At 73.5% G+C, this 23986-nt stretch carries 24 protein-coding genes and 1 tRNA gene; 15 read left to right on the plus strand and 10 right to left on the minus strand.

What is annotated here, in order from left to right; translation table 11 throughout:
* Positions 1–151: 151 nt before the first annotated feature.
* On the plus strand, positions 152–1126 hold the full coding sequence (locus tag HCN08_RS00455; protein WP_167980779.1) for a YihY/virulence factor BrkB family protein: 975 nt from the start codon (positions 152–154) through the stop codon (positions 1124–1126).
* A gap of 229 nt (positions 1127–1355) precedes the next feature.
* Positions 1356–2108, plus strand: a complete 753-nt coding sequence (locus tag HCN08_RS00460) for an MBL fold metallo-hydrolase (RefSeq protein WP_167980780.1) — start codon at positions 1356–1358, stop codon at positions 2106–2108.
* Positions 2109–2171: 63 nt separating this feature from the next.
* Here the strand turns inward: HCN08_RS00460 and HCN08_RS00465 are convergent, their stop codons facing one another.
* Positions 2172–3485: a PTS transporter subunit EIIC gene (locus tag HCN08_RS00465; RefSeq protein WP_167980781.1), complete on the minus strand. Its 1314-nt coding sequence runs from the start codon at positions 3483–3485 to the stop codon at positions 2172–2174.
* Positions 3486–3667: 182 nt separating this feature from the next.
* Complete coding sequence (locus HCN08_RS00470) at positions 3668–4984, minus strand: PTS transporter subunit EIIC (protein WP_407648620.1); 1317 nt, start codon at positions 4982–4984, stop codon at positions 3668–3670.
* 182 nt (positions 4985–5166) lie between these two features.
* Between HCN08_RS00470 and HCN08_RS00475 the strand changes: the two genes are divergently transcribed.
* From HCN08_RS00475 to rdgB, 3 genes are all read left to right on the plus strand, one after another.
* Positions 5167–5400: a glucose PTS transporter subunit EIIB gene (locus HCN08_RS00475; protein WP_167980783.1), complete on the plus strand. Its 234-nt coding sequence runs from the start codon at positions 5167–5169 to the stop codon at positions 5398–5400.
* A 90-nt stretch (positions 5401–5490) separates the two neighbouring features.
* Positions 5491–6228 (plus strand): ribonuclease PH, encoded by a 738-nt coding sequence (rph, locus tag HCN08_RS00480; RefSeq protein WP_167980784.1) that lies wholly within the window; start codon positions 5491–5493, stop codon positions 6226–6228.
* Positions 6229–6413: 185 nt separating this feature from the next.
* Entirely contained in the window at positions 6414–7019 is a 606-nt protein-coding gene (gene rdgB / locus HCN08_RS00485; protein ID WP_167980785.1) for an RdgB/HAM1 family non-canonical purine NTP pyrophosphatase, read from the plus strand.
* Positions 7020–7079: 60 nt separating this feature from the next.
* Here the strand turns inward: rdgB and HCN08_RS00490 are convergent.
* From HCN08_RS00490 to bcp, 4 genes are all read right to left on the minus strand, one after another.
* Positions 7080–7154, minus strand: a tRNA-Leu gene (locus HCN08_RS00490).
* A gap of 8 nt (positions 7155–7162) precedes the next feature.
* Positions 7163–7855, minus strand: a complete 693-nt coding sequence (locus tag HCN08_RS00495) for an HNH endonuclease signature motif containing protein (protein ID WP_167980786.1) — start codon at positions 7853–7855, stop codon at positions 7163–7165.
* Positions 7852–8472 (minus strand): HNH endonuclease signature motif containing protein, encoded by a 621-nt coding sequence (locus tag HCN08_RS00500; protein WP_167980787.1) that lies wholly within the window; start codon positions 8470–8472, stop codon positions 7852–7854. The genes HCN08_RS00495 and HCN08_RS00500 overlap by 4 nt, the downstream gene beginning before the upstream one ends.
* Positions 8473–8541: 69 nt before the next feature.
* On the minus strand, positions 8542–9009 hold the full coding sequence (gene bcp / locus HCN08_RS00505; protein ID WP_167980788.1) for a thioredoxin-dependent thiol peroxidase: 468 nt from the start codon (positions 9007–9009) through the stop codon (positions 8542–8544).
* Between the two features lie 102 nt (positions 9010–9111).
* Here bcp and HCN08_RS00510 point away from each other — a divergent pair, with 102 nt between their 5' ends.
* Positions 9112–9438: a DUF3618 domain-containing protein gene (locus HCN08_RS00510; protein ID WP_167980789.1), complete on the plus strand. Its 327-nt coding sequence runs from the start codon at positions 9112–9114 to the stop codon at positions 9436–9438.
* Positions 9439–9491: 53 nt separating this feature from the next.
* Positions 9492–9794 (plus strand): GroES family chaperonin, encoded by a 303-nt coding sequence (locus HCN08_RS00515; protein ID WP_206318210.1) that lies wholly within the window; start codon positions 9492–9494, stop codon positions 9792–9794.
* A 30-nt stretch (positions 9795–9824) separates the two neighbouring features.
* Here HCN08_RS00515 and HCN08_RS00520 read toward each other — a convergent pair whose 3' ends face one another.
* A complete protein-coding gene (locus HCN08_RS00520; protein WP_167980791.1) occupies positions 9825–12128 on the minus strand; it encodes a transglycosylase domain-containing protein in 2304 nt (767 codons plus the stop codon).
* Positions 12129–12481: 353 nt separating this feature from the next.
* Between HCN08_RS00520 and HCN08_RS34940 the strand changes: the two genes are divergently transcribed.
* The 4 genes from HCN08_RS34940 to HCN08_RS00535 all read left to right on the plus strand — a co-directional run bounded on the left by HCN08_RS34940 (position 12482) and on the right by HCN08_RS00535 (position 16156).
* Positions 12482–13285 (plus strand): ABC transporter permease, encoded by an 804-nt coding sequence (locus HCN08_RS34940; protein ID WP_240969652.1) that lies wholly within the window; start codon positions 12482–12484, stop codon positions 13283–13285.
* Complete coding sequence (locus tag HCN08_RS00525) at positions 13278–14144, plus strand: ABC transporter permease (protein WP_407648623.1); 867 nt, start codon at positions 13278–13280, stop codon at positions 14142–14144. The genes HCN08_RS34940 and HCN08_RS00525 overlap by 8 nt, the downstream gene beginning before the upstream one ends.
* A 130-nt stretch (positions 14145–14274) precedes the next feature.
* Positions 14275–15222, plus strand: a complete 948-nt coding sequence (locus HCN08_RS00530) for an ABC transporter ATP-binding protein (RefSeq protein WP_167981204.1) — start codon at positions 14275–14277, stop codon at positions 15220–15222.
* 73 nt (positions 15223–15295) lie between these two features.
* Complete coding sequence (locus HCN08_RS00535; RefSeq protein WP_167980793.1) at positions 15296–16156, plus strand: GNAT family N-acetyltransferase; 861 nt, start codon at positions 15296–15298, stop codon at positions 16154–16156.
* Between the two features lie 13 nt (positions 16157–16169).
* Here HCN08_RS00535 and HCN08_RS00540 read toward each other — a convergent pair whose 3' ends face one another.
* Positions 16170–17357 (minus strand): aminotransferase class V-fold PLP-dependent enzyme, encoded by a 1188-nt coding sequence (locus HCN08_RS00540; RefSeq protein WP_167980794.1) that lies wholly within the window; start codon positions 17355–17357, stop codon positions 16170–16172.
* 98 nt (positions 17358–17455) lie between these two features.
* On the opposite strand from HCN08_RS00540, the gene HCN08_RS00545 reads away from it, so the two are divergent.
* Both HCN08_RS00545 and HCN08_RS00550 read left to right on the plus strand, forming a co-directional pair.
* Complete coding sequence (locus tag HCN08_RS00545; RefSeq protein ID WP_167981205.1) at positions 17456–18799, plus strand: DUF445 domain-containing protein; 1344 nt, start codon at positions 17456–17458, stop codon at positions 18797–18799.
* Positions 18800–19007: 208 nt separating this feature from the next.
* Entirely contained in the window at positions 19008–19886 is an 879-nt protein-coding gene (locus HCN08_RS00550) for a fumarylacetoacetate hydrolase family protein (protein ID WP_167980795.1), read from the plus strand.
* A 52-nt stretch (positions 19887–19938) separates the two neighbouring features.
* Here HCN08_RS00550 and HCN08_RS34945 read toward each other — a convergent pair whose 3' ends face one another.
* On the minus strand, positions 19939–20421 hold the full coding sequence (locus HCN08_RS34945) for a heme-degrading domain-containing protein (RefSeq protein WP_322974154.1): 483 nt from the start codon (positions 20419–20421) through the stop codon (positions 19939–19941).
* Positions 20418–21488 (minus strand): Gfo/Idh/MocA family oxidoreductase, encoded by a 1071-nt coding sequence (locus HCN08_RS34950; RefSeq protein WP_167980796.1) that lies wholly within the window; start codon positions 21486–21488, stop codon positions 20418–20420. Before HCN08_RS34950 ends, HCN08_RS34945 begins: the two co-directional genes overlap by 4 nt.
* 264 nt (positions 21489–21752) lie before the next feature.
* On the opposite strand from HCN08_RS34950, the gene HCN08_RS00565 reads away from it, so the two are divergent.
* Together HCN08_RS00565 and HCN08_RS00570 are read left to right on the plus strand one after the other, a co-directional pair.
* Positions 21753–22922 carry an ROK family transcriptional regulator gene (locus tag HCN08_RS00565; protein WP_167980797.1) on the plus strand — a complete coding sequence of 390 codons (1170 nt, stop codon included), beginning with the start codon at positions 21753–21755 and terminating at the stop codon, positions 22920–22922.
* Positions 22923–23137: 215 nt separating this feature from the next.
* Positions 23138–23917, plus strand: a complete 780-nt coding sequence (locus HCN08_RS00570; protein WP_167980798.1) for an HAD-IIA family hydrolase — start codon at positions 23138–23140, stop codon at positions 23915–23917.
* Positions 23918–23986: the final 69 nt, after the last annotated feature.

The raw sequence follows: 23986 nt of genomic DNA on the forward strand, positions 1-23986 counted from the left end.
CCCGCCGCCCCTTCCGCCGCCTCCCCCCTGCCCCCGGTAGCCCCCCGCCGCCCCTCCGGCGGCGCAATCCGCCCTGCGCCGCCCGCCCGGCCGCACGATACTGGCCGGATGAGACGGAAAGCCCCTTTTGTCGCTTCCGCCGGGGCGAGCCATGGCAGCCGCTGAGCCGGAGCGCACCGGCGCGAGCCTCCACCGGGGCGGCGCGGCCGGCCGGCAGCCGCCGGACAAGCCCTCCGACCTGCCTCCCGGCTCCACCCGCGACATCCTCAAGCGCACCTTGCGCGAGTACAAGGCCGACAACCTCGCCGACCTCGCGGCGGCCCTCACGTACTACGCGATCCTGGCGATCTTCCCCGCCCTGCTCGCCCTGGTCTCGATCGTGGGCCTGCTCAGCAAGTCCACCGCGAAATCCCTCACCGACAACATCACCAGCGTCGCCCCCGGCGCCGTCCGCTCCACCCTGACCAGCATCGTCAGCCAGGTGCAGGCCGGCGGCAACAAGGCCCTCATCCCGCTGGTCATCGGCGTGGCCGTCGCCCTGTGGTCGGCCTCCGGCTACGTCGCCGCCTTCATGCGGGCCGGCAACGCCGTCTACGACATCGACGAGGGCCGCCCCGCGTGGAAGACGCTGCCCCTGCGGCTGGCCATCACCGTCTTCCTCGTCGTCGTGCTCGCCGCGATCTCGGTCGGCATCGTCTTCACCGGCGGCCTGGCCCGCAAGACCGGGCACATCCTGGGCCTCGGCGACACCGCCGTGACGGTGTGGAACTACGCCAAGTGGCCCGTGATGGTGCTGCTGTTCGCCATGGTCGTCGCCGTACTGCACTGGGCCGCGCCCAACGTCCGGCACGCATTCCGCTGGGTCACCCGCGGCAGCCTGCTGAGCGTCGCCATCTGGATCGTCGCCTCCGTGCTCTTCGCCGTCTACGTCGCGAACTTCGGCAGCTACAACAAGACGTACGGCACCTTCGCCGGGATCATCGTCTTCCTGGTCTGGCTGTGGATCTCCAACATCGCGCTGCTGCTCGGCCTGGAATTCAGCGCCGAATCCGAGCGCAGCCGCGCCCGGGCCGCGGGCCACCCTGCCGGCGAAGAGCCCTACGTCGAACCGCGTGACCGGCCGTGAATCGCGTGCGGACCGGGGCAACTGCGGACAACTGGGCCGGTGCCTCCCGTCAGATGAGGCTCCGCCAGGACACCCGGACTGGTGATTCCGCCCACAACGGGGCGCCACGCAGGCCCAGCACCGGGCCTTGCGCTTTACCCTCGCAAGACATGGCGGACCGCTTCCGCCAATACCCCCACGCCCTCTGGAATGGGGTGATTGCGGCGCGCCCACGGAGGTGTTTCCCGGAATGAAGCTCACCGTCGTCGGCTGCTCGGGGTCTTTCCCGTCCGCGGACTCGGCTTGTTCGAGCTACCTCGTCGAGGCCGACGGCTTCCGGCTGCTGATCGACATGGGCAACGGCGCCCTGGGCGAACTGCAGCGCCACTGCGGGCTGTACGACCTCGACGCGGTCGTGCTGAGCCATCTGCACGCCGACCACTGCATCGACATGTGCGGCTACTTCGTGGCCCGCTACTACCGCCACGACGGCGGCCCGGCCCCGGTCATCCCGGTCTACGGCCCGGAGGGCACCGAGCGGCGGCTGAACATCGCCTACGGCGACGTGCCGGACGAGAAGTGCATGAGCGAGGTCTTCGACTTCCGCACCCTGCGGCCCGGCGCCTTCCGGCTCGGCCCCTTCGACATCACCACGGACCTGGTCTCGCACCCCGTCGAGGCGTACGGCTTCCGGCTCGGCTACCGGGGCCGCACCCTGGTCTACTCCGGCGACACCGGCCCCTGCGCGGCGCTGGACACCCTCGCCGAGGGCGCGGACCTCTTCTTGTGCGAGGCGTCCTTCGTGCACGGCAAGGAGGACATCCCCGACCTCCACCTCAACGGCCGCGAGGCGGGCCTGGCCGCCGCCCGGGCCGGTGCCGCCCGGCTGGTGCTCACCCACATCCCGCCGTGGACCAGCCCCACCGCCAACCTCCGCGACGCCCGCGAGGTCTTCCCGGGCCCGGTGGAACTGGCGAAGGCGGGCGCGGTCTACGAGCTGTAGACGGCGCCCGCCTGCGCGGGGCTCACCCGGCCGCTGCGGCCGGCGCGATCGCGACCGGTGCGATCAGCGGGTGATGTCCTCGACCTCCTCCTCGGGCTCGCGGCCCGGGGTCTTGAGGTCGAACTTCACGATCGCGAACCGGAAGACCACGTAGTAGACCACCGCGAAGACCAGGCCGATCGGGATGATCAGATACGGCTTGGTCGCCAGGTTCCAGTTCAGCGCGTAGTCGATCAGGCCCGCGGAGAAGGTGAAGCCCGCGTGCACGCCCAGCGCCCAGGTGATCGCCATCGACAGCGCGGTGAGCACCGCGTGGATCGCGTACAGCAGCGGCGCGATGAACATGAACGAGAACTCGATCGGCTCGGTGACACCGGTCACGAACGAGGTCAGGCCGATCGAGACCATCATGCCGAGCACGGCCTTGCGGCGCTCGGGGCGCGCGGTGTGCGCCATCGCCAGCGCGGCGGCCGGCAGGCCGAACATCATGATCGGGAAGAAGCCGGACATGAACTGCCCCGCGGTCGGGTCGCCGGCGAAGAAGCGGGTCAGGTCGCCGTGCACCACCGCGTGGTGGGCGGTGTCGTTGAAGTCGCCGATCTGGAACCACGCCACCGAGTTGACGAACTGGTGCATGCCGATCGGGATCAGCGCCCGGTTGATCAGGCCGAACAGCGCGGCGCCGAACCAGCCCAGGCCCGTCATCCACTTGCCGAAGTGGGTGATCTGGTCACCGATCGGCTGCCAGCCGGCGACCACCAGGACACCGAGCGCGGTGCCGGTGAAGGCCATGATGATCGGCACCAGCCGGCGGCCGTTGAAGAAGCCGAGCCAGTCCACCAGCTTGGTACGGTGGAAGCGCTGCCAGAGCACCGCGGTCAGCAGACCGAGGATGATCCCGCCGAGGACGCCGGGATTCTGGAAGCCGGCGCCGACGACCGTCTCGCCCTTCTGCCAGTAGCCGCCGCCCAGCCCGCTGCCCGTGTACGTCATCCCGGGCTGGCCCGGGTCGATCGGGAACTGGTGGATCACCGCGTAGTAGGTCAGGAACCCGACGACCGCGGCGAGCGCGGTCGAGCCATCGGCCTTCTTCGCGAAGCCGATGGCCACGCCTATGCAGAACAGCAGCGGCAGGCCGAAGGTCGAGTCCAGCAGGGCACCGCCGGCGCCGGCGAACACATGCGTGACGTCGATCGGGAAGTGCCACTTCTTGTGGACGTCGTCCTGGCCGAGCCGCAGCAGGATGCCCGCGGCGGGCAGGACGGCGATCGGCAGCTGAAGGCTGCGGCCGACCTTTTGCAGCCCCTGGAAGAGGCCGGAGCCCCGCTTCCTCGCGGGGGCCGGCGACGAGCCGGCAGCGGCCGTGGCCGTTGTCATTGGATTCCTCCGTGGTCTATACCACTCAGTGGTGTAGACCTATTTAACACGTCGGATCCGCGTAAAGGAATCCACGATTCCGCGTGCGCTGCGTCACATCCCTCACGCACAGCGAAGGCCCCCCGGTCCACCGACCAGGGGGCCTTACGCACGGTGCGGTCCGCGGTCACGGACCGTACGCGCTACTTGGTGTTGTCGCGCTCCATCTCCTCGCCCAGCTCCTCCGGTTCACGGCCCGGGGTTTTCAGGTCGAAGTGCTGGATCACCACCCGGAAGAGCACGTAGTAGACGACCGCGAAGCCCGCGCCGACCACCAGGATCAGATACGGCTTGGTCGCCAGGTTCCAGTTGATGACGTAGTCGATGAGCCCCGCGGAGAAGCTGAAGCCGTCCTTGATGCCCAGCGCCCAGCACAGCGCCATGGACACCCCCGTCAGCAGCGCGTGGATCGCGTAGAGCGCCGGGGCGATGAAGAGGAACGAGTACTCGATCGGCTCGGTGATCCCGGTCACGAAGGAGGTCAGCGCGACCGACAGCATCAGGCCGCCGACCTCCTTGCGGCGGTCCGGCCTGGCGGTGTGGGTGATCGCGAGCGCCGCGGCGGGCAGCGCGAACATCATGATCGGGAAGAAGCCGGTCTGGAACTGCCCCGCGGTCGGGTCGCCGGCCAGGAAGCGCGGGATGTCGCCGTGCACGACCGTGCCGTCCGGCTTGGTGAAGTCGCCGAACTGGAACCACACGAAGGTGTTCAGGAACTGGTGCAGGCCCACCGTGAGCAGCGCGCGGTTGGCGACACCGAAGATGCCGGCGCCGACCGAGCCCAGATCCACCAGCTTCTTGCTGAAGCTCGTCAGGCCGTCGCCGATCGGCGGCCACACGAACAGGCAGACCACGGCGAAGACGATCGCCACCCCCGACATGATGATCGGCACCAGCCGGCGGCCGTTGAAGAAGCCCAGCCAGTCCACCAGCCTGGTGCGGTGGAAGCGCTGCCAGAAGTAGGCGGTCAGCAGGCCCATGACGATGCCGCCGAAGACACCCGGGGTCTGGAACTCCGCGAGCGTCGTCGTGCCGTCCTTGAGGGTGCAGGCGCCGGCGAGCTGGCCGAGCTGGGTGAAGTGCGCGCCCTGCGGGCAGTCCTTCGGGAAGCGGGTGAGGATGCCGAAGAAGACCAGGTAGCCGGCGACCGCCGCGAGCGCGGTGGAGCCGTCCGAGCGCTTGGCCATGCCGATCGCGACGCCGACGCAGAAGAGCAGGGGCAGCCCGAAGGCGCCGTCCAGCAGCGCGCCGCCGGCGCCCACGAAGACCTTCGCCACCCGGTCCCAGCCCAGGCCCGTGGGCCCGAAGACGTCGTCCTGGCCGAGCCGGTTGAGGATGCCGGCCGCCGGCAGCACGGCGATGGGCAGCTGGAGGCTGCGGCCCATCTTCTGCAGGCCCTGGAAGAACCGGCTGCCCCGGCTCGGACCGGCCGGCGCGGCGGCGGCCTGCGCGGCGCTCACCTCGGGCCCGCCCGGTGGAGGCGGTCGCGTACAGTGGTGTAGACCACTTGGGGGTGCGGGTGACCGGCGTCCATGATCGACATGGTGGTCCATGGGGCGGCTGACCGCCCGTGAAGTTGGGCCAACCGTGCGTTACCGTGACACAACGGACCCGCGGTGGGTCAGGAAACAGGGAGACACCAATGGCCACCAAGGCAGAGAAGATCGTCGCCGGGCTCGGCGGAATCGACAACATCGAAGAGGTCGAGGGCTGCATCACCCGCCTGCGCACCGAGGTCCGCGACCCCGCACTCGTCGACGAGGCCGCGCTCAAGGCCGCCGGCGCGCACGGCGTCGTCAAGATGGGCACCGCGATCCAGGTCGTCATCGGCACGGACGCCGACCCGGTCGCCGCGGACATCGAAGACATGATGTGAGCTTCGCGGACCCCCTCCGCCGTCCGGGCCCGGCTGCGCCGGCGGCCCCGGACGGCGGAGGCGGGCACATCACCCGGATAGGCTCGGGGGATGTCACGTTTCGACGGCCGTAGGCCGGATCAGCTCCGCCCCGTCACCATCGAGCGGCGCTGGAGCAAGCACGCGGAAGGCTCCGTCCTCGTCTCGTTCGGCGACACCCGCGTCCTGTGCACGGCCAGCGCCACGCAAGGCGTCCCGCGCTGGCGCAAGGGCAGCGGCGAAGGCTGGGTCACCGCCGAATACGCCATGCTGCCGCGCGCCACCAACACCCGCGGCGACCGCGAGTCCGTCCGCGGCAAGATCGGCGGCCGGACGCATGAGATCTCCCGGCTCATCGGCCGCTCGCTGCGCGCCGTCATCGACTACAAGGCGCTCGGCGAGAACACCGTCGTCCTGGACTGCGACGTCCTCCAGGCCGACGGCGGCACCCGGACCGCGGCGATCACCGGGGCGTACGTCGCCCTCGCCGACGCGGTCGGCTGGATGCAGCACAACCACTTCATCAAGGCCAAGTCCCGGCCGCTGACCGGCACGGTCGCCGCGGTCAGCGTCGGCATCGTCGGCGGCGTGCCGCTGCTCGACCTCGCCTACGAGGAGGACGTCAAGGCCGAGACCGACATGAACGTCGTCTGCACCGGCGACGGCCGCTTCGTCGAGGTCCAGGGCACCGCCGAGGGCCAGCCCTTCGACCGCGCCGAACTCGACGCGCTCCTGTCCCTGGCGGTCGGCGGCTGCACGGAGCTCACGGCGGCGCAGAAGCTGGCGCTTGAGGCGACGACGGAGGCGTGAGCGCCCCCCCGCCGCCGCGGGGCCGGGCCCGAGCGGGGCCCCGCGGGCGGGCGGGGTCGGCCGTCCGGCCCGCGCGGCCGGGGGCGGGCTGCCCGGCCCGCGGCGGCCGGGGGAGGCCAGGGCCGGCCGGGGGGCAGGCTAGGGGGTAGGCCACGGAGGGTGACCCGGGCCGGGATAATCGGGGTATGAGCCGCCGCCTCGTCCTCGCCACCCGCAACGCCCACAAGGTCACCGAACTGCGGGCGATCCTCGCCGACACCGGGCTCGACGTCGACCTCGTCGGCGCCGACGCCTTCCCGCACATCCCCGACGTCAAGGAGACCGGCGTCACCTTCGCCGAGAACGCCCTGCTCAAAGCGCGCGCCCTCGCCGAAGGCACCGGCCTGCCCGCCGTCGCCGACGACTCGGGCCTGTGCGTCGACGTCCTCGGCGGCGCCCCCGGCATCTTCTCCGCCCGCTGGGCCGGCCGGCACGGCGACGACACCGCCAACCTCGACCTGCTCCTCGCCCAGCTCTCCGACATCGACACCCCCCACCGCGCGGCCCACTTCGCCTGCGCCGCCGCCCTCGCCCTCCCCGACGGCACCACCCGCGTCGCCGAGGGCCGGCTGCCCGGCACCCTCCGCTTCACCCCCACCGGCACCGGCGGCTTCGGCTACGACCCCGTCCTCCAACCCGACGGCGAAACCCGCACCTGCGCCGAGCTCACCCCCACCGAGAAGAACGCCATCAGCCACCGCGGCAGGGCCTTCCGCGCCCTGGCCCCGATGGTGGCGGAACTGCTGCGCTAGCCGCGGGAAACACCGATCGCCGCCCCCGCGGACGGGGACGGCGATCGGATCGTTCGACGGTGGGCCCGGTGGGACTCGAACCCACGACACACCGGACCTAAACCGGCGCCCTCTGGCCAGCTGGGGTACGGGCCCGTGCAGCGCTACTCTACTGGGTCGCCCGCGGGCCTCCCACGGCGCGACCTGCTGGCGTACGAGAGGGTCTGGCTGTGGCACGACGGGCACAAATACCGCAGGTTCTCCCGCGTGTTGTCCGCCCGGTCGCCGTTGACGTGGTCGACCTCCAGCACCAGCCGCCTGCCCTGCCACACCTCCCCGACCCCGCAGGCGGCGCAGGCCCGCGGCACCCCCAGCTCGTCCAGCGCCCGGCGCAGCAGCGCGGTCTTCGTACGCCGTGCCGCGCCCTCGCCGCGGCGCAGGATCTGCTCCGGAGTCAGCCGCCGCGGCGACACGCTGCCGCGCGCGTACGCCCGGCCGGTGAAGTGCCCGGTGCCGATCCCGTGGGCCTCCAGGCTGCGCCTCAGCCGGGCCCGCGCCGCGCCGCTGTCGGGGATGCCCAGGCGCCGCAGCGCACCGCCGAGGCTCACCGCGCCGGCCACCGCTGCCTCGCACTCCGCGCGCGGGATGAGCCCGGGGCAATACCGGCGGGTGCCGGTGAAGTGGCTGGTGTCGATGCCGTAGTGCGTCAGCCGGCGCCGCAGGTAGCCCCGCGGGCGCCGGCCACCCGGCGGGCGGCTGCCGGGCAGGGCGTCGAGGCGGCGGAGCATGTCGGCCAGGCTCGTCGACTGCGCGGCGGTGCGCTCCAGCAGCTCGCGGGTGTAGGCCGGCCGGCTCATGACGGCCTTTTACGGCCGCGGTAGGTGTCGGTGACGGCATGGCAGTTGGGGCACAGCAGCCGCAGGTTGCCCGGGCGGTCGTCCCACCACCGGCCGTCGACGTGGTCGACCTCCAGCGTGAGGGGACGGCCGTTCCACTGCGGCCCCGTGCCGCACATGCCGCACCGCTCGGCCACCCCGCCGGCCAGCAGCGCGCGCCGCAGCCGCCGCCCCGGAGTGCGCCCCTCGTCGGGCGTGCGCAGCCGCAGCAGCGCGGGACCCGTGGGCCCCCGGCGCCGCGCGGGCGCCCGGGTGAAGTGGCCGGTGTCGATCCCGTACGCGGCTATCCGCCGGGCGATGTGCGCCTGGTTGCCGCCCACCTGGCTGACACCCAGCAGGCGGACGACGCCCTTGAGGCTCGACGCCGCGGCGACGGCCTCGCGCAGCCGGCTCTCGGTGTGCCGGACCCGGCGGGTGGTCAGGTGCGAGGTGTCGATTCCCGCCTCGGCCAGCTTCCCGCGCAGATAGCGCCGGCTGCCGGGCGTCGGAACGCCCCCACAGTGGCGGACGGCGTCGTCGAGGTGCTCCGCCAGCCGGACCGCTTCCTCCAGCAGCTCCCTGGTGTACCTGGCCGCCATACCCCCTCCTTCGCTCACGCGTTCCCCCGTCGCAAGGGGTAACGAGGCGGGGCGGCCCGGGTCACGGGGTCAGACGTTGAGGTCGCGGAGGAGTTTGGCGACGTGGCCGGTGGCGCGGACGTTGTAGAAGGCGTGGGCGATGCGGCCGGACTCGTCGACGACGAAGGTGGAGCGGATGACGCCCATGATCTTCTTGCCGTAGTTCATCTTCTCGCCGTACGCGCCGTACGCCGTGAGGGTCGCGCGGTCGGGGTCGGACAGCAGGGTGACGCGCAGGGACTCCTTCGTGCGGAACTTCGCCAGCTTCTCCGGCGTGTCGGGGGAGATGCCCAGCACGTCGTAGCCGGCGCCGGCCAGCTGGTCGAGGTTGTCGGTGAAGTCGCAGGCCTCCTTCGTGCAGCCGGGGGTCATCGCGGCGGGGTAGAAGTAGACGATGACCTTGCGGCCCCGGCGGTCGGCCAGGGAGACGGGGGTGCCGTCGGCGTCCTGGAGGGTGAAGTCGGGGGCGGGGTCGCCGGGGGTCAGGCGGTCGGCCATGGTGCAAGCTCCTCAGTCGAACGGGGGTGCCGACGAGGCGCGCGCCGCGTCGAACTGACAGACTGTCCGAACGGTACCTAATCAGCCGATGGAGGAGACGCGGTGTCGGACGACGTCAGGACGCCCGCTCAGATCGAGGCGGAGATCGCCCGCAGGCGGCAGGATCTCGCGGACACGCTGGACGAGCTGGCCGTCCGCGTGCACCCGTCGACGATCGCGCGGGACGCGAAGGCCAAGGCGGTCTCGGCGGTGGACCGTACGGCCGGGAAGGCGTACACCGCGGTGAACGGCGCGGTCAGCCGGGTGGCCGCGCCCTTCGTCGGGGAGGACGGCTCACTGCGGCTGGAGCGGGTGGTGCCGGCCGTGGTGGCCGGGGTCGCGCTGGTCGCGGCGGTGGGCGGTCTCTCGTCGTGGCGGCGCCGCCGGTAACGTTCGTGGGCGTGAGTCCCAAGAACAGTGAGCACGACAAGCTGCCCATCCGGATGCTGCACGACCGGGTCCTGGTGCGGCACGAGACGGGCGAGGGCGAGCGGCGCAGCGGCGGCGGCATCCTGATCCCGGCGACCGCCGCCGTGGGGCGCCGGCTGGCGTGGGCGGAGATCGTCGCGGTGGGGCAGAACGTCCGGACGGTGGAGGTCGGCGACCGGGTGCTCTACGACCCGGAGGACCGCGCCGAGGTCGAGGTGCGGGGCGTGGCGTACGTGCTGATGCGCGAGCGCGACCTGCACGCGGTGGCCTCGGAGCGGCTGAAGGGCACGGACGACTCCCTGGGCCTGTATCTGTGACCCGGCTCCCGTAGCGGACCCGCAGCTCCGCTAGCCGCCCGTCGTGCCGCCCTCGCCCGGCTGCGCGCCGCCCGCGTCGCCGCCGGAGCCGCCACCGCCGCCCCCGGCGCCGCTCCCCGCGGAGTCCCCGCCGTTCAGGCCGCCGGACAGGCCGCCGAGCGGGTCGAAGGTCGGGCGGGTCGTGGGCTCGGACGTGGGGGGCTGGGAGGCCGGGCCGGTCGGTTCGCCCGGCGGGGTCGTCGAGGTGCCGGTGGACGGCGGGGCGGAGCTGTGCGGGGGCTCGCTCGTCGGGGGCTGCGACGTCGCCGTGTCGCCGGCGGACGGCTCGTCCGTGACGGGCGGCAGCGTCGGCACCGGCCCGTCCGTGTCGAGGTCGAAGTCGGTCGGCGGCGTGCCGGCCAGCGCCTTGGCCGTGTAGGCGGCCCACATGTTGCCGGGCGGCCCGCCGCCGTTGATCCGCGCGGTGTTCATCGCCTGGTAGAGCGGCTCCTGCTTGCCGTTGTCGGGGTTCATGCCGAACAGCGCGACCACGGTGGCGAGCTTCGGGGTGTAGCCGGCGAACCACGCCGCCTTGTCCTCGTCCGCGGTGCCGGTCTTCGCGGCCGACGGCCACCCGGAGTCCTGGGCGACGACGGCGGTCGCGCCGGGGCTCTCGACGACGCTGCGCAGCACCTGCGTGACGGTGTCGGCGGCCTCCCGCGGCACGTTCTGCTCCGCCTCCCGCTTGGGCAGCGCCACGTCGTCGCCGTCCTTGCTCACCTCGCGCACCAGGGTGTACGGGACCTCCTTGCCGTGGTTGGCGAGCGTGGCGTACACCTGCGCCATGTCCAGCGGGCTCGCGCCGAACGAGCCGAGCGCCATCGCCGGGGTCGTGGGGATCTTCACGTCCTCGGGCATGCCGAGGTCCCGCGCGGTCTCGACGACCTTCTGGGTGCCCACGTCCTGGGCCATCTGGGCGAAGACGGAGTTCACCGACTTGTCCATCGCCCGCGTCACGTTGATGTGCCCGTAGGAGACCTTGTCCTCGTTCTCCGGCGCGTAGCCGACCGGCCCGTCGGGGCCGACGACGGGGCGCTTGTTGCGGCCGTCGTAGATCGTGGTCGGGGTGATCGGGTCGCCGCCTTGCGTCTGCGCGTCGTGCTGGAGCGCGGCGGCGAGTATGACCGGCTTGAAGGTGGAGCCGGGGTGGTAGGTGGCGTTCGTGGCGCTGCTCACGTACTGCTTGGTGTAGTCGACGCCGCCGTAGATCGCCACGACCTCGCCGGTCGCCGGGTCGATGGACGCGCCGCCGGCCCGGACGTACTTGTCGGCCTTCTTCGTGCCGAGCTTGTCGTAGACCTGGGACTGGGCGGCGGCGACGAAGGCGTCCTCCTTGCCCTTCTGGATGCTGGTGACGATGCGGTAGCCGCCGCGGCGCAGGTCGTCGGAGGAGACGATGTGGTGGGAGTCGAGGTAGTCGTCGACGGCCTCGATGATGTAGCCGCGCTGCCCGGCCTTGCTGGCCAGCGGGACGGGCTTGCCGATGGTGGGGAAGACGGTCGCCTTCCGCTCGGAGGCGGTGAGCCAGCCCTCCTTGACCATGCCGTCCAGGACGTAGTTCCAGCGGGCCTTGGCGGCGGGCGCGTTCTCGGGGTGCGCGGCCAGGTCGTACTCGCTCGGGGCGTTGAGCAGCGTGGCGATATACGCGCCTTCCGCGGTCGTCAGGTCGGCGGCGTTCTTGTGGAAATACGCCTGTGCGGCGGCCTGGATGCCGTACGCGTTGCGCCCGTAGTAGCTGGTGTTGAGATAGCCCTCGAGGATCTGGTCCTTGGACTCGTTGCGATCGAGTTTGATCGCGATGAAGAATTCCTTGACCTTTCGCGACGCGGTCTGGTTCTGCGTCAGGTAGTAGTTCTTCACATACTGCTGGGTGATCGTCGAACCGGACTGCTTGCCCTTGCCGGTCGCCGTATTCCACGCCGCCCGCGCCATCGCCTTGGGGCTGACCGCGGACTCGTGGTAGAAATTGCGGTCCTCCGCGGAGAGCACGGCATATTGCGCGGTCTTGGCGACCTCGGCGAGCGTCACGTTCTGCCGGTTGACCGCGCCGTCGCGGGCCAGCTCGGTCTTGCCGTCGGCGTAGTAGTAGACGTTGTTCTGCGCCACCGCCGCCGCGTTCGGGTCGGGGATGGACACCAGCGTGTAGCCGAGGAAGAAGCCGCCGAGCAGCAGCACCAGCACGGCCAGGACCGTGCCGGTGACCACTCGCCAGGTCGGCAGCAGCCGCCGCCAGCCCGAACGCCGCGGCCGGCCGCCCGAGCCGCCCGCGGCGGCCCCGTAGTGCGCGTCGCTCATATCAGTAGGGACTCCTCATCCGCCGCCGGGGTTGGGTCCGCGGCGGAAAAACCTGGGCCTAATCGGCACGGACCTGCACGTAATCGTACGTACGCCCCCAGGCGCACACTCCTCCCACACTGGCGCATCCGCCCCGCGTCCGGACGCGTGCGGTCTTTCCGTGACAGCCCTGTGACAGGCCGCGGACGCCGCCGCGACGGCGTCCGGCCGCACAGCGGCGGGAAAAACCGGTGGAGTACGCGGCGGGCCGCGCACTAGGCTCTGCCGCTTGTGTGCCGTGCGGGGTGTGGCACATATCACGGCCGGATCCGGTGCGGCTCCGGCAGGGAATACGGCAGGGAGAGGCGGTGGGTATGGGCGGCTTCTACGGTGCCGTCGCGATCCGCGGCTTCCGGCGTTATGCGACGTATCGCATCGCGACCGCCGCGGGAATCTTCACCAACACGGTCTTCGGGCTGATCATCTCCTACAGCTACATCGCGCTGTGGGACCAGCGCCCGCATCTCGGCGGATACTCCGAGGCGCAGGCGCTGACGTATGTGTGGATCGGGCAGGCGCTGCTCGCGCCGACCGCGCTGATGGGCGGCGGCTTCGAGAACGAGCTGATGGAGCGGATCAGGTCCGGCGCGATCGCCGTGGACCTCTACCGGCCCGCCGACCTCCAGGGGTGGTGGCTGGCGTCGGACTTCGGGCGGGCGGCCTTCCAGCTGGCCGGGCGCGGGGTGCTGCCGATAGCGGCCGGGTCGCTGGTGTTCGACCTGGCGCTGCCGGCCGACCCGGTGGCGTGGCTGCTGTTCGCGGTGGCGATCGGGCTGGGGCTGACGGTGAGCTTCGCGATCCGCTTCCTGGTGGGCCTGAGCGCCTTCTGGCTGCTGGACGGGGCGGGCGTGGCGCAGATCGTGTGGATCGTCGCGCTGTTCTTCTCCGGCATGCTGCTGCCGCTCAACGCCTTCCCCGGGACGCTGTCGGCGGTGGCGCAGGCGCTGCCGTGGGCGGCGATCCTCCAGGTGCCCGCCGATGTGCTGCTGGGCCGCCGGCACGGCGCCGGCGCGCTCGCCGCGCTCGCGGTGCAGGCCGGCTGGGCGGCGGCGCTGCTGGCCGCGGGGCGGCTGCTGCAGGCGGTGGCGACCCGCCGGGTGGTGGTGCAGGGTGGCTGAGGCAGGCACCGGGGCGGTGCCGCTTGCCGGGCCGCCGGCCGCGAGGCAGGGCACGGTGTGGCGGGGCCTTGCCACGTACGGGCTGGTCGTGCGGATGTGGATGCGCTCCACGATGGCCTACCGCACGTCGTTCGTGCTCACCACGCTGGGCAATCTGGCGGCGACCGCGCTGGACTTCGTGACGATCACGCTGATGTTCAGCCACATCGACGCGCTCGGCGGCTTCTCGCTGCCCGAGGTGGCGCTGCTGTACGGCACCACCAGCGTGTCCTTCGGCCTGGCCGACCTGCTGGCCGGGTCGCTGGACACCCTCGGCGGCCGGGTGCGCGACGGCACGTTCGACACGCTGCTGCTGCGTCCGGCGCCGGTGCTCGCGCAGGCCGCCGCCGACCGGTTCGCGCTGCGCAGGTTCGGCCGGATCATCCAGGGCCTGGCGGTGCTGGGCTGGGCGGTGAGCCGGGTGGACGTGCGCTGGACGGTGCCGGCGGCGGCGCTGCTGGCGCTGACGGTGCTGTCCGGCGCGGCGATCTTCTGCGCCGTCTTCGTGGCCGGCGCCGCCTTCCAGTTCTGGGCCGGGGACGCCGCCGAGATCCAGAACTCCGTGACCTACGGCGGCAACACCCTGCTCCAGTACCCGCCGGGCCTGTTCGCCCGCGACCTGGTGCGCGGGGTGACCTTCGTCGTCCCGCTGGCGTTCGTCAACTGGCTGCCGGTGCTGCATGTGCTGGGCCGCCCGTACCCGCTGGACCTGCCGCCGTGGGCGGACTTCCTCGGGGCGCCGGTCGCCGTGGCGTGCTGCCTGCTGGCCGGGCTCGCCTGGCGGGCCGGCATCCGTTCCTACCGCAGTACCGGGAGCTGAGAGCGTGCCCGACACGTACGACACCCATGACACCCGCGACACCCATGACACCCGCGACACCCATGACACCCGCGACACCCACGCCACCCGCGGCAGGCCCGCCGCGACCGCGGCGGCCGGCGCGGAGCCCATGATCGCCGTCGAGGGCGTGCAGAAGGTCTTCGACGTGCGCCGCCGGGTCCCCGGCAGCCTGCGCCGCGAGCGGCACGAGGTCCGGGCGGTCGACGGCATCACCTTCGCGGTGCCGGCCGGCGAGATGGTCGGCTACATCGGCCCGAACGGCGCGGGCAAGTCCACCACCATCAAGATGCTCACCGGCATCCTCACCCCCAGCGGCGGCCGGGTCCGGGTGGCCGGCATCGACCCGTCGCGCGACCGGGCGCGGCTGGCCCGCCGGATCGGCGTGGTCTTCGGGCAGCGCACCACCTTGTGGTGGGACCTGCCGCTGCGCGACTCCTACGAGCTGGTCCGCCGGATGTACCGCATCGAGCAGCGGCGCTACACCCGCAACCTCGACGCCTGCGTGGACCTGCTGGACCTCGGGCCGCTGCTGGAGGTGCCGGTGCGGCAGCTCTCGCTCGGCCAGCGCATGCGCGGCGACATCGCGGCGGCGCTGCTGCACGACCCGGAGGTGCTGTACCTGGACGAGCCGACGATCGGCCTGGACGTGGTCAGCAAGGCCAAGGTCCGCGGCTTCCTCGCGACCGTCAACGCCGAGCGCGGCACCACCGTGCTGCTGACCACCCACGACCTGACCGACATCGAGACGCTGTGCAGCCGGGTCATGGTCATCGACCACGGGCGGCTGATGTACGACGGGGGCCTGGACGGGCTGCACGCGGCCGGCGAGTCCGAGCGCACCCTCGTGGTGGACTTCGCCCGCGAGCTGCCCGCCGTCGAGGTGCCCGGCGCGCGCTGGGTGCGCAGCGAGGGGCCGCGGCAGTGGCTGGCCTTCCCGGCGGGTGAGAGCGCGGCCCCGCTGGTGACCGCGCTCGCCGCGCGCTACCCGCTGGTGGACCTGTCGGTGCGCGAGCCGGCCATCGAAGAAGTCATCGCCCGGATGTACGGGGCGGCGTAACATCCCCGGAACCGTCCGTGCCGGCCGGGCCGTCGAACCACGCTCGAAGCGAGCTCGAACCAAGGGAGTTCATGTGCGGGAGGACTTCACCGTCGCCGAGGCGACGGCCGACGACTGGGACGAGATCGTGGAGTGGGCCGCGGCCGAGGGCTGGAACCCGGGCCTGGGCGACGCGGCCTGCTTCCGCCCCACCGACCCGGCCGGCTTCCTGGTCGGGCGGCTCGGCGGCCGGATCGTCTCGGCGATCTCACTGGTGGCCTACTCACCCGACTACGCCTTCCTCGGCCACTACCTCGTCCACCCCGACCACCGCGGCAGGGGCCTGGGCCTGGCGACCTGGGAGGCGGCGCTGCCGCACGCCAAGGGCCGGGTCATCGGCCTGGACGGGGTGCCCGAGCAGCGCCCGAACTACGAGCGCTCCGGCTTCACCGCCGCGTACGACAACGTCCGGCACACCGGCCGCCCGCACGGCGCCGAGCCCGTCCCGGCGGCCGTGGGCACGGTCGACGAGGTGACGCCCTACCACCTGGACGCGATCAGCTCCTACGACAGCGGCTGCTTCCCCGCCGAGCGGCACGCCTTCCTCAGCCGCTGGCTCACCGCCGAGGGCCATGTCGCCCGGGTGCTGCTGGACGCCAGTGGGCACGTCACCGGCTACGGGGTGATCCGGCCCGCCCGGCAGGGCATGCGCATCGGCCCGCTGTTCGCCGACACCCCCGAGGGCGCCGCGGCCCTGTTCGACGCGCTCACCGCCGAGCTGCCGCCCGGCGCCGAGGTGTGCGTCGACGTCCCCGACCACCACGAGGCCGCCACCCGGCTGGCCCAGTCCCGCGGCCTGACGCCGGGCTGGCGCTGCACCCGGATGTACACCGGGCCGGTCCCGTACGCCCGGCTGGAGGCGACGTACGGGACGACGTCCCTCGAACTGGGCTGACCCGCCCGCCGGTTCAGCCGGCCGAAGCCGAAACCGACGCCAGCGCCTCCGCCACCCGGCCGGCGACGGAGGCCGGCGTCGAGGCGTGCGGGGACAGCCGCAGCGAGTCGGCGCGCACGGTCGGGGTCAGGCCGTGCGCGTGCAGCGCCTCGGCCGCTTTCGCCGCCGGCACGCCCGGCAGCCGGAAGGAGACGATGCCGGCCCGCCGCGCCGGCTCCACCGGCGACAGCAGCTCGCCGCCCCGCGCCCGTACCGCCTCGATCAGCTCGCCGACCCGCTCGGCGACCGCGGCCTCGATCACCGCGACGCCGGTGGCCTCCACCAGCTCCAGGGCGGCGGCGAAGGCGGCGGCGGACACCGGGCTGAGGTTGGTCAGGCTCAGCCGGCCGGCGCCGGCCAGCGGCGGGTGCTCGGCGTTGTCGAAGAGCGCGACGTCCTCGACGCCCGTCCAGCCGGTCAGCGTCGGGGCCAGCCGCTCCAGGGCCCGGTCGGACAGCGCCGCGAAGCCCGTCGACCAGCCGGCCCGCAGCCACTTCTGGCCGCCCGCCACGACCACGTCGGCGGCCTGCCAGGGCATCTCGACGACACCGAAGCCCTGGATGGCGTCCACCACCAGCAGCCGGTCGGGGCCGATGACGTCCCGGAGCGCGGCGAGGTCGGCGCGGTGGCCGGTGCGGAAGTCCACCGCGCTGACCGCCACCGCCACCACGTCGCCGGTCAGCGCCTCGCGTACCGCCTCCGGTGTCGTCGCGCCGGCCGGCCCCGCGGGCAGCCAGCGCGGCCGGGCGAGGCCGGCGGCGGCGGTGCGCCGCCACGGGTAGTGGTTGGCCGGGAAGTCGCCCTCGGGCACCAGCACCTCGCCCTCCAGGATCCCGAAGGCGGCCTGGAAGAGCCCGGTGGTGGTGTTGGGGATCAGCACGGTGTGCTCGGCGTCGGTGCCGGCCAGCCGGGCGGCCGACTCGCGGGCGCGCAGGTCGGCGCGCATCAGCGCGTTGACGGTGGTGTGGTCGGCGTGCGCCGACCGGGTGAGCGCCCCGGCCGTCGCGTCCAGCACGTCGCGCGACGGCGGCCCGTAGCGGGCGAAGTCCAGATAGCCGTCGGGTGCCTCGAAGTGCGCGGCGTACGCGGCCGGGCCGGTGGCGGCGGCCGGTGCGGGGGCGCCGGCGGCGAGGCCGTCGGTGAGGTCGTCGATGCCGGGCATGGGGTGCCGCTCCCGTCCGCGGGTGTGGCGCGCGCAGCCGCCGGGAACCCGCCGTTCGTTCCACAAATGTCAGCGGTGGCGACAATACGCAGGTGGATATGCGGGCGAAGCAGGTGGACACGACGGGCGGCGGACCGGCAGGACCGGCGGGACCGGCGCCGGCGCCGGTCCCGGGCGGTACGGCCCCCGGGGCCGACCCGGACGCCGGGCGGCGGCGCGGGGTGCGGCGGATGAAGCTGATCGCGACGGGCTTCCTCGCGGTCGCCACCGTCGTCTACGCCCTGGCCAAGTGGGCGGACGCGGAAGGCGCCGGGGCCTGGGCGGGCTATGTGGCCGCGGCGGCGGAGGCCGGCATGGTCGGCGCGATGGCGGACTGGTTCGCGGTGACCGCGCTCTTCCGCCACCCGCTGGGCCTGCCCATCCCGCACACCGCGATCATCCCCACCAAGAAGGACGCCCTCGGCGCGAGCCTCGGCGACTTCGTGGGCGAGAACTTCCTGTCGGCGCAGGTGGTGCGGACCCGGCTGCGGGCGGTCGGCATCGGCTCCCGGCTCGGCGGCTGGATCGCCGAGCCCGCCCACGCCGACCGCGTCACCGAGCAGGCCGCGGCGGCGCTGCGCGGCCTGCTCACCGTGCTGCGCGACTCCGACGTGCAGGCCGTCGTGAGCGAGGCGATCACCCGGCGCGCGGAGGCCCAGGAGGTCGCGCCGGGCCTGGGCAAGCTGCTGGAGCGGATCGTCGCGGACGGCGGCCACCGCCGGCTGGTGGACCTGGTGTGCGTCCGCGCCCACGACTGGCTCGTGGAGCACTCCGGCTCGGTGCTGGAGGCCGTGCAGGGCGGCGCGCCCGGCTGGACGCCGCGGTTCGTGGACCGCAAGGTCGGCGAGCGGGTCTACAAGGAGCTGCTGCGCTTCGTCACCGAGATGCGCGACTCGCCCGAGCACCCGGCGCGCGGCGCCGTCGACCGCTTCCTCGGCGACTTCGCCGGCGAGCTCCAGTCCGACCCCGACACCCGCGAGCGCGTCGAGCGGCTGAAGAACGACCTGCTGGCCCGCCCCGAGGTGCAGGACCTCATCGCGTCGGTGTGGAGCGCGGTGCGCGGCATGATGGTCGCCGCCGCGCAGGACGAGCGCAGCCAGCTGCGGATGCGCACCCGCGCCTCGCTGCTGACCTTCGGCCGCCGGATGTCGGCCGACGCCCGCCTCCAGGCGAAGGTCGACAGCTGGCTGGAGGACGCGGCGGTCTACCTCGTCACCACCTACCGCGACCAGATCACGCTGCTGATCAGCGAGACGGTCGCCGGCTGGGACGCCGAGCAGACCTCCCGCAAGATCGAGGCGCACGTGGGGCGGGACCTGCAGTTCATCCGGATCAACGGCACGGTCGTCGGGTCGCTGGTGGGGCTGCTGATCTACACGCTCTCGCGGATCGCGACCGGATGACCGTACGCGGGCCCGGGCGGGGCGGCGCTCCGACGTCTGCCGCGGCGGCCGGAGCGGACGGGGTGACCGGAGCGGCCGGGGCGGGCGGAATTGCGGACGTCCAGCACCTGAACAGGTCTTGCGCCGGCGGCTTCGCGATCGGAGGATCGGACAGACATCCGATGTCACCGCCCTACGGATCTCATCGCCCTACGTACGGAGTACCACTGTGAAGCTGCTGCGCGTCGGACCCGCCGGCCACGAGCGTCCCGCCCTGCTCGACGCGGACGGGGTCGCCCGCGACATCGGCGGCCTCCTCGGCGGCGCCGAGGGCGCCGGCGGCGCCCGCGACATCGACGGCTCGCTGCTCGCCGACCCCGACGCCCTCGCCCGGATCGCCGCCGCCGACCCCGCCGGGCTGCCCGCGCTCGACGCGGGCCTGCGGATCGGGCCGCCGCTCGCCCGGATCGGCAAGATCGTCTGCATCGGCCTCAACTACCACGACCACGCGATCGAGACCGGCGCGCAGCCGCCCGCCGAGCCGGTCGTCTTCATGAAGGCGCCGGACACCGTCGTCGGCCCGTACGACACCGTGCTCGTGCCGCGCGGCAGCACCAAGACCGACTGGGAGGTCGAGCTCGCCGTCGTCATCGGCCGCGAGCTGCGGTACGCCGCGAGCCGGCAGGAGGCGATGGCGGCGGTCGCCGGCTACGCGGTCGCGCACGACGTGTCCGAGCGCGAGTTCCAGACCGAGCGCGGCGGCCAGTGGGACAAGGGCAAGAACTGCGAGACCTTCAACCCGCTCGGCCCCTGGCTTGTCACCGCCGACGAGGTGCCCGACCCGCAGGCGCTGTCGCTCAAGCTGTGGGTCAACGGCCGGCTCCGGCAGGACGGCACGACCGGCGACCAGATCTTCCCGGTCGCCGAAGTGGTGCGCTACCTCAGCCACTTCATGACGCTCTACCCCGGTGACGTCATCAACACCGGCACCCCCGCCGGTGTCGCCCTCGGCCAGCCCGAGCCGCGCCCGTACCTGCGGGCCGGCGACGTCGTGGAGCTCACGATCGACGGACTCGGCCGCCAGCGCCAGGAGCTCAAGCCCGCCTGACCTCCCGCGCCCCCGGGCCCGGGCCGCCGTGTGCGTCGGCCCAGGAAGCGCGTCAGGCCAGGAAGCGCCTCAGGGCCCGTACGACCAGGGCGTGGTCCTCGACCTGGGGCAGGCCGGAGACGGCTGCCACGCCGACGACGCCGGTGTCGCGCACCCGCAGCGGGAAGGCGCCGCCGTGGGCCGCGTAGAGTGCCGGGTCGAGGTGCGAGGACGCCTCGAACGTCGTGCCCTTGGCGCGGAAGCGCTCGCCCACGGCGAGGGAGGACGTCTCGAAGCGCCGGACGACGCGGGCCTTGCGCTCCAGCCAGTCGTCGTTGTCGGGGGTCGTGCCCGCCATGGCGTGGTGGAAGAGCCGGTGGCCGCCGCGCCGGATGTCGATCGCGACGGCCGCGCCCTGCTCGCGTGCGAGGTCCACGAGCAGGCAGCCCAGCCGCCAGGCGTCGTCGTTGCTGAAGCCCGGCAGCACCAGTTCGCGCTCCTGCGCGGCGAGTTCGGCCGGGTCCACGAGGTGCCGGACCTCCGCCGCGCCGGTCACAGCGCCACCGCCAGGCCGGTGCGGGCGGACTCCCGGGCGGCCTCGATGACCTGGATCGCCGCAGCCGCCTCCCACGCCGTGACCGGCGGGGCGGTGCCCTCGCGCAGGGCGGCGGCGACCGCCGCGTAGAAGGCCGGGTAGTCGCCGGGCAGCGACGGTACGGGCCGGGCCGTCTCGTCGGTGCCGGCCGTGCCCCACGCCGACTCCGGCTCCGCGCCCCACCCGGTGCCCTCGCCGGGCCGCAGGCCCTCGCGCAGCGCCGCCTCCTGCGGGTCCAGGCCGTAGGTGACATAGCCGCCGGTGCTGCCCAGCACCCGGAAGCGGGGGCCGAGGCGGGCGGCGGTCGCGCTCATCCACAGGTGGGAGCGGACGCCTCCGGCGTGGGTGATGGCGATGAAGTCGTCGTCGTCCGCGGCGGCGCCGGGCCGGCGTACGTCGGACTCGGCGTAGACCGACTTGGCCGGGCCGAAGAGGGTGAGGGCCTGGTCGACCAGGTGGCTGCCCAGGTCGTAGAGCAGCCCGCCGATCTCCGCGGGGTCGCCGGACTCGCGCCAGCCGCCCTTGGGCTGTGGGCGCCAGCGCTCGAAGCGCGACTCGAAGCGGTGCACCTCGCCCAGCTCGCGGCGCTCCAGCAGCGCCTTGAGGGTGCGGAAGTCGCTGTCCCAGCGGCGGTTCTGGAACACCGTCAGCAGCAGCCCGGCGCGCTCGGCGAGCGCGGCGAGCTCGCGCGCCTCGGCGGCGGTCGCGGCCAGCGGCTTGTCGACGACGACCGGCAGCCCGGCCCGCAGCGCGGCGGTCGCGAGCGGCACATGCGTACGGTTCGGCGAGGCCAGCACGACCAGGTCCAGCGCGCCGGCCCGCGGCCACAGCTCGTCCGCGGTTGCGGCGAAGGCGACCTCCGGATGCTCCCGCAGCGCCTGCGCGCGCCGCTCCTTGTTGCCGGTGACGATGGTGTCGAGGACCAGCCCGGGCGTGGTCGCGATCAGCGGTGCGTGGAAGAAGGACCCGGCCGGGCCGTAGCCGACCAGGGCGACACGGAGGGGTGCGGCGGTACCGGAAGCGCTCATGGGGTTCACTTTGGCAACACTGTTGCCAAAGTGCAAGCACGCGAGAGAATGCCTCTCGTGCACGCGAACCCGGCGCCTGGCGCCTCCACCCCCGGCCTGCCCTCCGCGGGCGGCGCGACGGCGCCGGGCGGCGAGGCGGTTGCGGCGGCCGGCGACCGCGGCCCTTCGGGCGCGGGGCGGGACGTGCCCGGCCACGCGGGCGCCGGCGGGCGCGGTCCTGCGGGCGCGGGAGGTGCCGGGACCGGTGGGCGCGGTCCTGCGGGCATGGGAGGCGCCGGAGCCGGCGGGCGCGGTCCTGCGGGCGGGCGGGGCGCGGAGTCCGGGGCGGGGGTTCGCGCCGAGCCCGCCGCGGCCGGGCCCGGCGTCAATCTGCCCGGGGTGCGCAGCCACAACGGGGCCGTGGTGCTGGGGCTGCTGCGGCAGGCGGCGGGGCGGGGGAGCGGGGGGATCAGCCGGCCGGAGCTTGCCGAGCGGGCCGGGCTCACACCGCAGGCGGTCAGCAAGATCACCCGGCGGCTGCGGGCGGAGGGGCTGGTCGAGGAGGCCGGGCGGCTCGCGTCGACCGGGGGCAAGCCGCGCACCGAGCTGCGGCTCGCCGCCGGGGCCGGCTGCGCCGTCGGGGCGCAGCTGGACGGGGAGCGGCTGACCGCGGTCGTGGCCGACCTCGCCGGGCGCACTGTCGCCGAGCACGCCGCGCCGCTGGACCTGGGCCGGCCCGTGCCGGAGGGCCTGGCCGCGATGGCGGAAGAGCTGCGTACCGCCGCGGGGCTCGCGCCCGCCCGGGTGCTGGGCGTCGGCGTCGGCATCCGCGGGCCGCTGGACCACCGCACCGGCACCCTGCACGGCGTGACCGGCTATCCGCACTGGTCGGGCTGCCCGCTGCGGACGGAGCTGGCCGGGCGGCTCGGCCTCCCGGTCGCGGTCGACAAGAACACCAACGCCGCCGCCCTCGCCGTCCTGGCCGAGCCGCGCCCGGCCGCGTACGGCGGCGGCGCGGACTCCTTCGCGTACCTCCACCTCGGCACCGGCCTCGGCGCGGCCCTCGTGCTCGGCGGCGGCCTCCACCGCGGCGGCGCGGCCGGCGCGGGGGAGTTCGGGCACCAGGTGGTGCAGCTGGACGGGCCGCGGTGCAAGTGCGGCAAGCGCGGCTGCCTCGAAGCGCTGTGCCTGGCCGCGGTCGCCCGCGGCGACACCGCCGGGGCCGCGCGGCTGCTCGGGGTGGGCGCGGCGAACCTCGTCGCGCTGCTGGACGTCGACCGGATCGTGCTGGGCGGCCGTACCGTCCTCGCCGCCCCCGGCCTCTTCCGCGACGAGGTCGCCGCCGCGGTGGGCGGCGTCCCGGTGGGGCTGCCGGCCGCCGGCGCCCGGGCGGTCGCGGAAGGCGCGGCGCTGCTGGCGCTGGCACCGCTGTTCTCCCGCGCGACCCTGGAGTGACCCTCGCCTGAGCCGTACGGGTCGGTGACCGGCAGCCGAGACGGCCGGGGCGGGGGCACCCTCGCCCCGGTTACGCTGGGGCACCACGCCGCGGGACGGGCCGCGGCGCGCGACCGGCCTGCACCCGGCGGGACCCCACCCGGCGGGAACAGGACCCGGCAGGACCGCACCCGGCAGGACCGGCGCGGCCGGCATGACGAAGAGGAGACCCATCGGTGTCGACCCGCAAGCCCATCGACTCGTGGCTGACCGACATGGACGGCGTCCTCATCCACGAGGGCACCCCGATCCCCGGCGCCGACGCCTTCCTCAAGGGGCTCAAGGACTCCGGCAAGCCCTTCCTCGTGCTGACCAACAACTCCATCTACACCCCGCGCGACCTGCACGCCCGGCTGACCCGGATGGGCCTGGACGTGCCGGTGGCGAACATCTGGACCTCGGCGCTGGCCACCGCGAAGTTCCTCGACGACCAGCGGCCCGGCGGCACCGCGTACGTCATCGGCGAGGCCGGCCTGACGACCGCGCTGCACGACGTCGGCTACATCCTCACCGACCAGGACGCCGACTACGTCGTGCTCGGCGAGACCCGTACGTACAGCTTCGAGGCGCTCACCAAGGCGATCCGGCTGATCCGCGGCGGCGCCCGCTTCATCGCCACCAACCCGGACGAGACCGGCCCCTCGCCCGAGGGCGTCCTGCCCGCGACCGGTTCGGTGGCCGCGCTCATCACCAAGGCCACCGGCCAGGAGCCGTACTTCGTCGGCAAGCCCAATCCGCTGATGATGCGCGCCGGGCTCAACGCGATCGGGGCGCACTCCGAGACCAGCGCGATGATCGGCGACCGGATGGACACCGACGTGCTCGCCGGGCTGGAGTCGGGTATGACGACGTATCTGGTGCTCACCGGGCTGACCTCGGTGCCCGACATCGAGCGGTACCCGTTCAAGCCGTCGCACGTCGTGGAGTCGATCGCCGATCTGGTCGCCGAGATCTGATCACTCAGCGTGATGGTGATGTCACCCTGATGGGTCACCGAGCGTGCGGCCGGCGGCGGCCGGCGGGAT

Source organism: Actinacidiphila epipremni (assembly GCF_012034175.1).
Classification (GTDB): Bacteria; Actinomycetota; Actinomycetes; order Streptomycetales; family Streptomycetaceae; genus Actinacidiphila; species Actinacidiphila epipremni.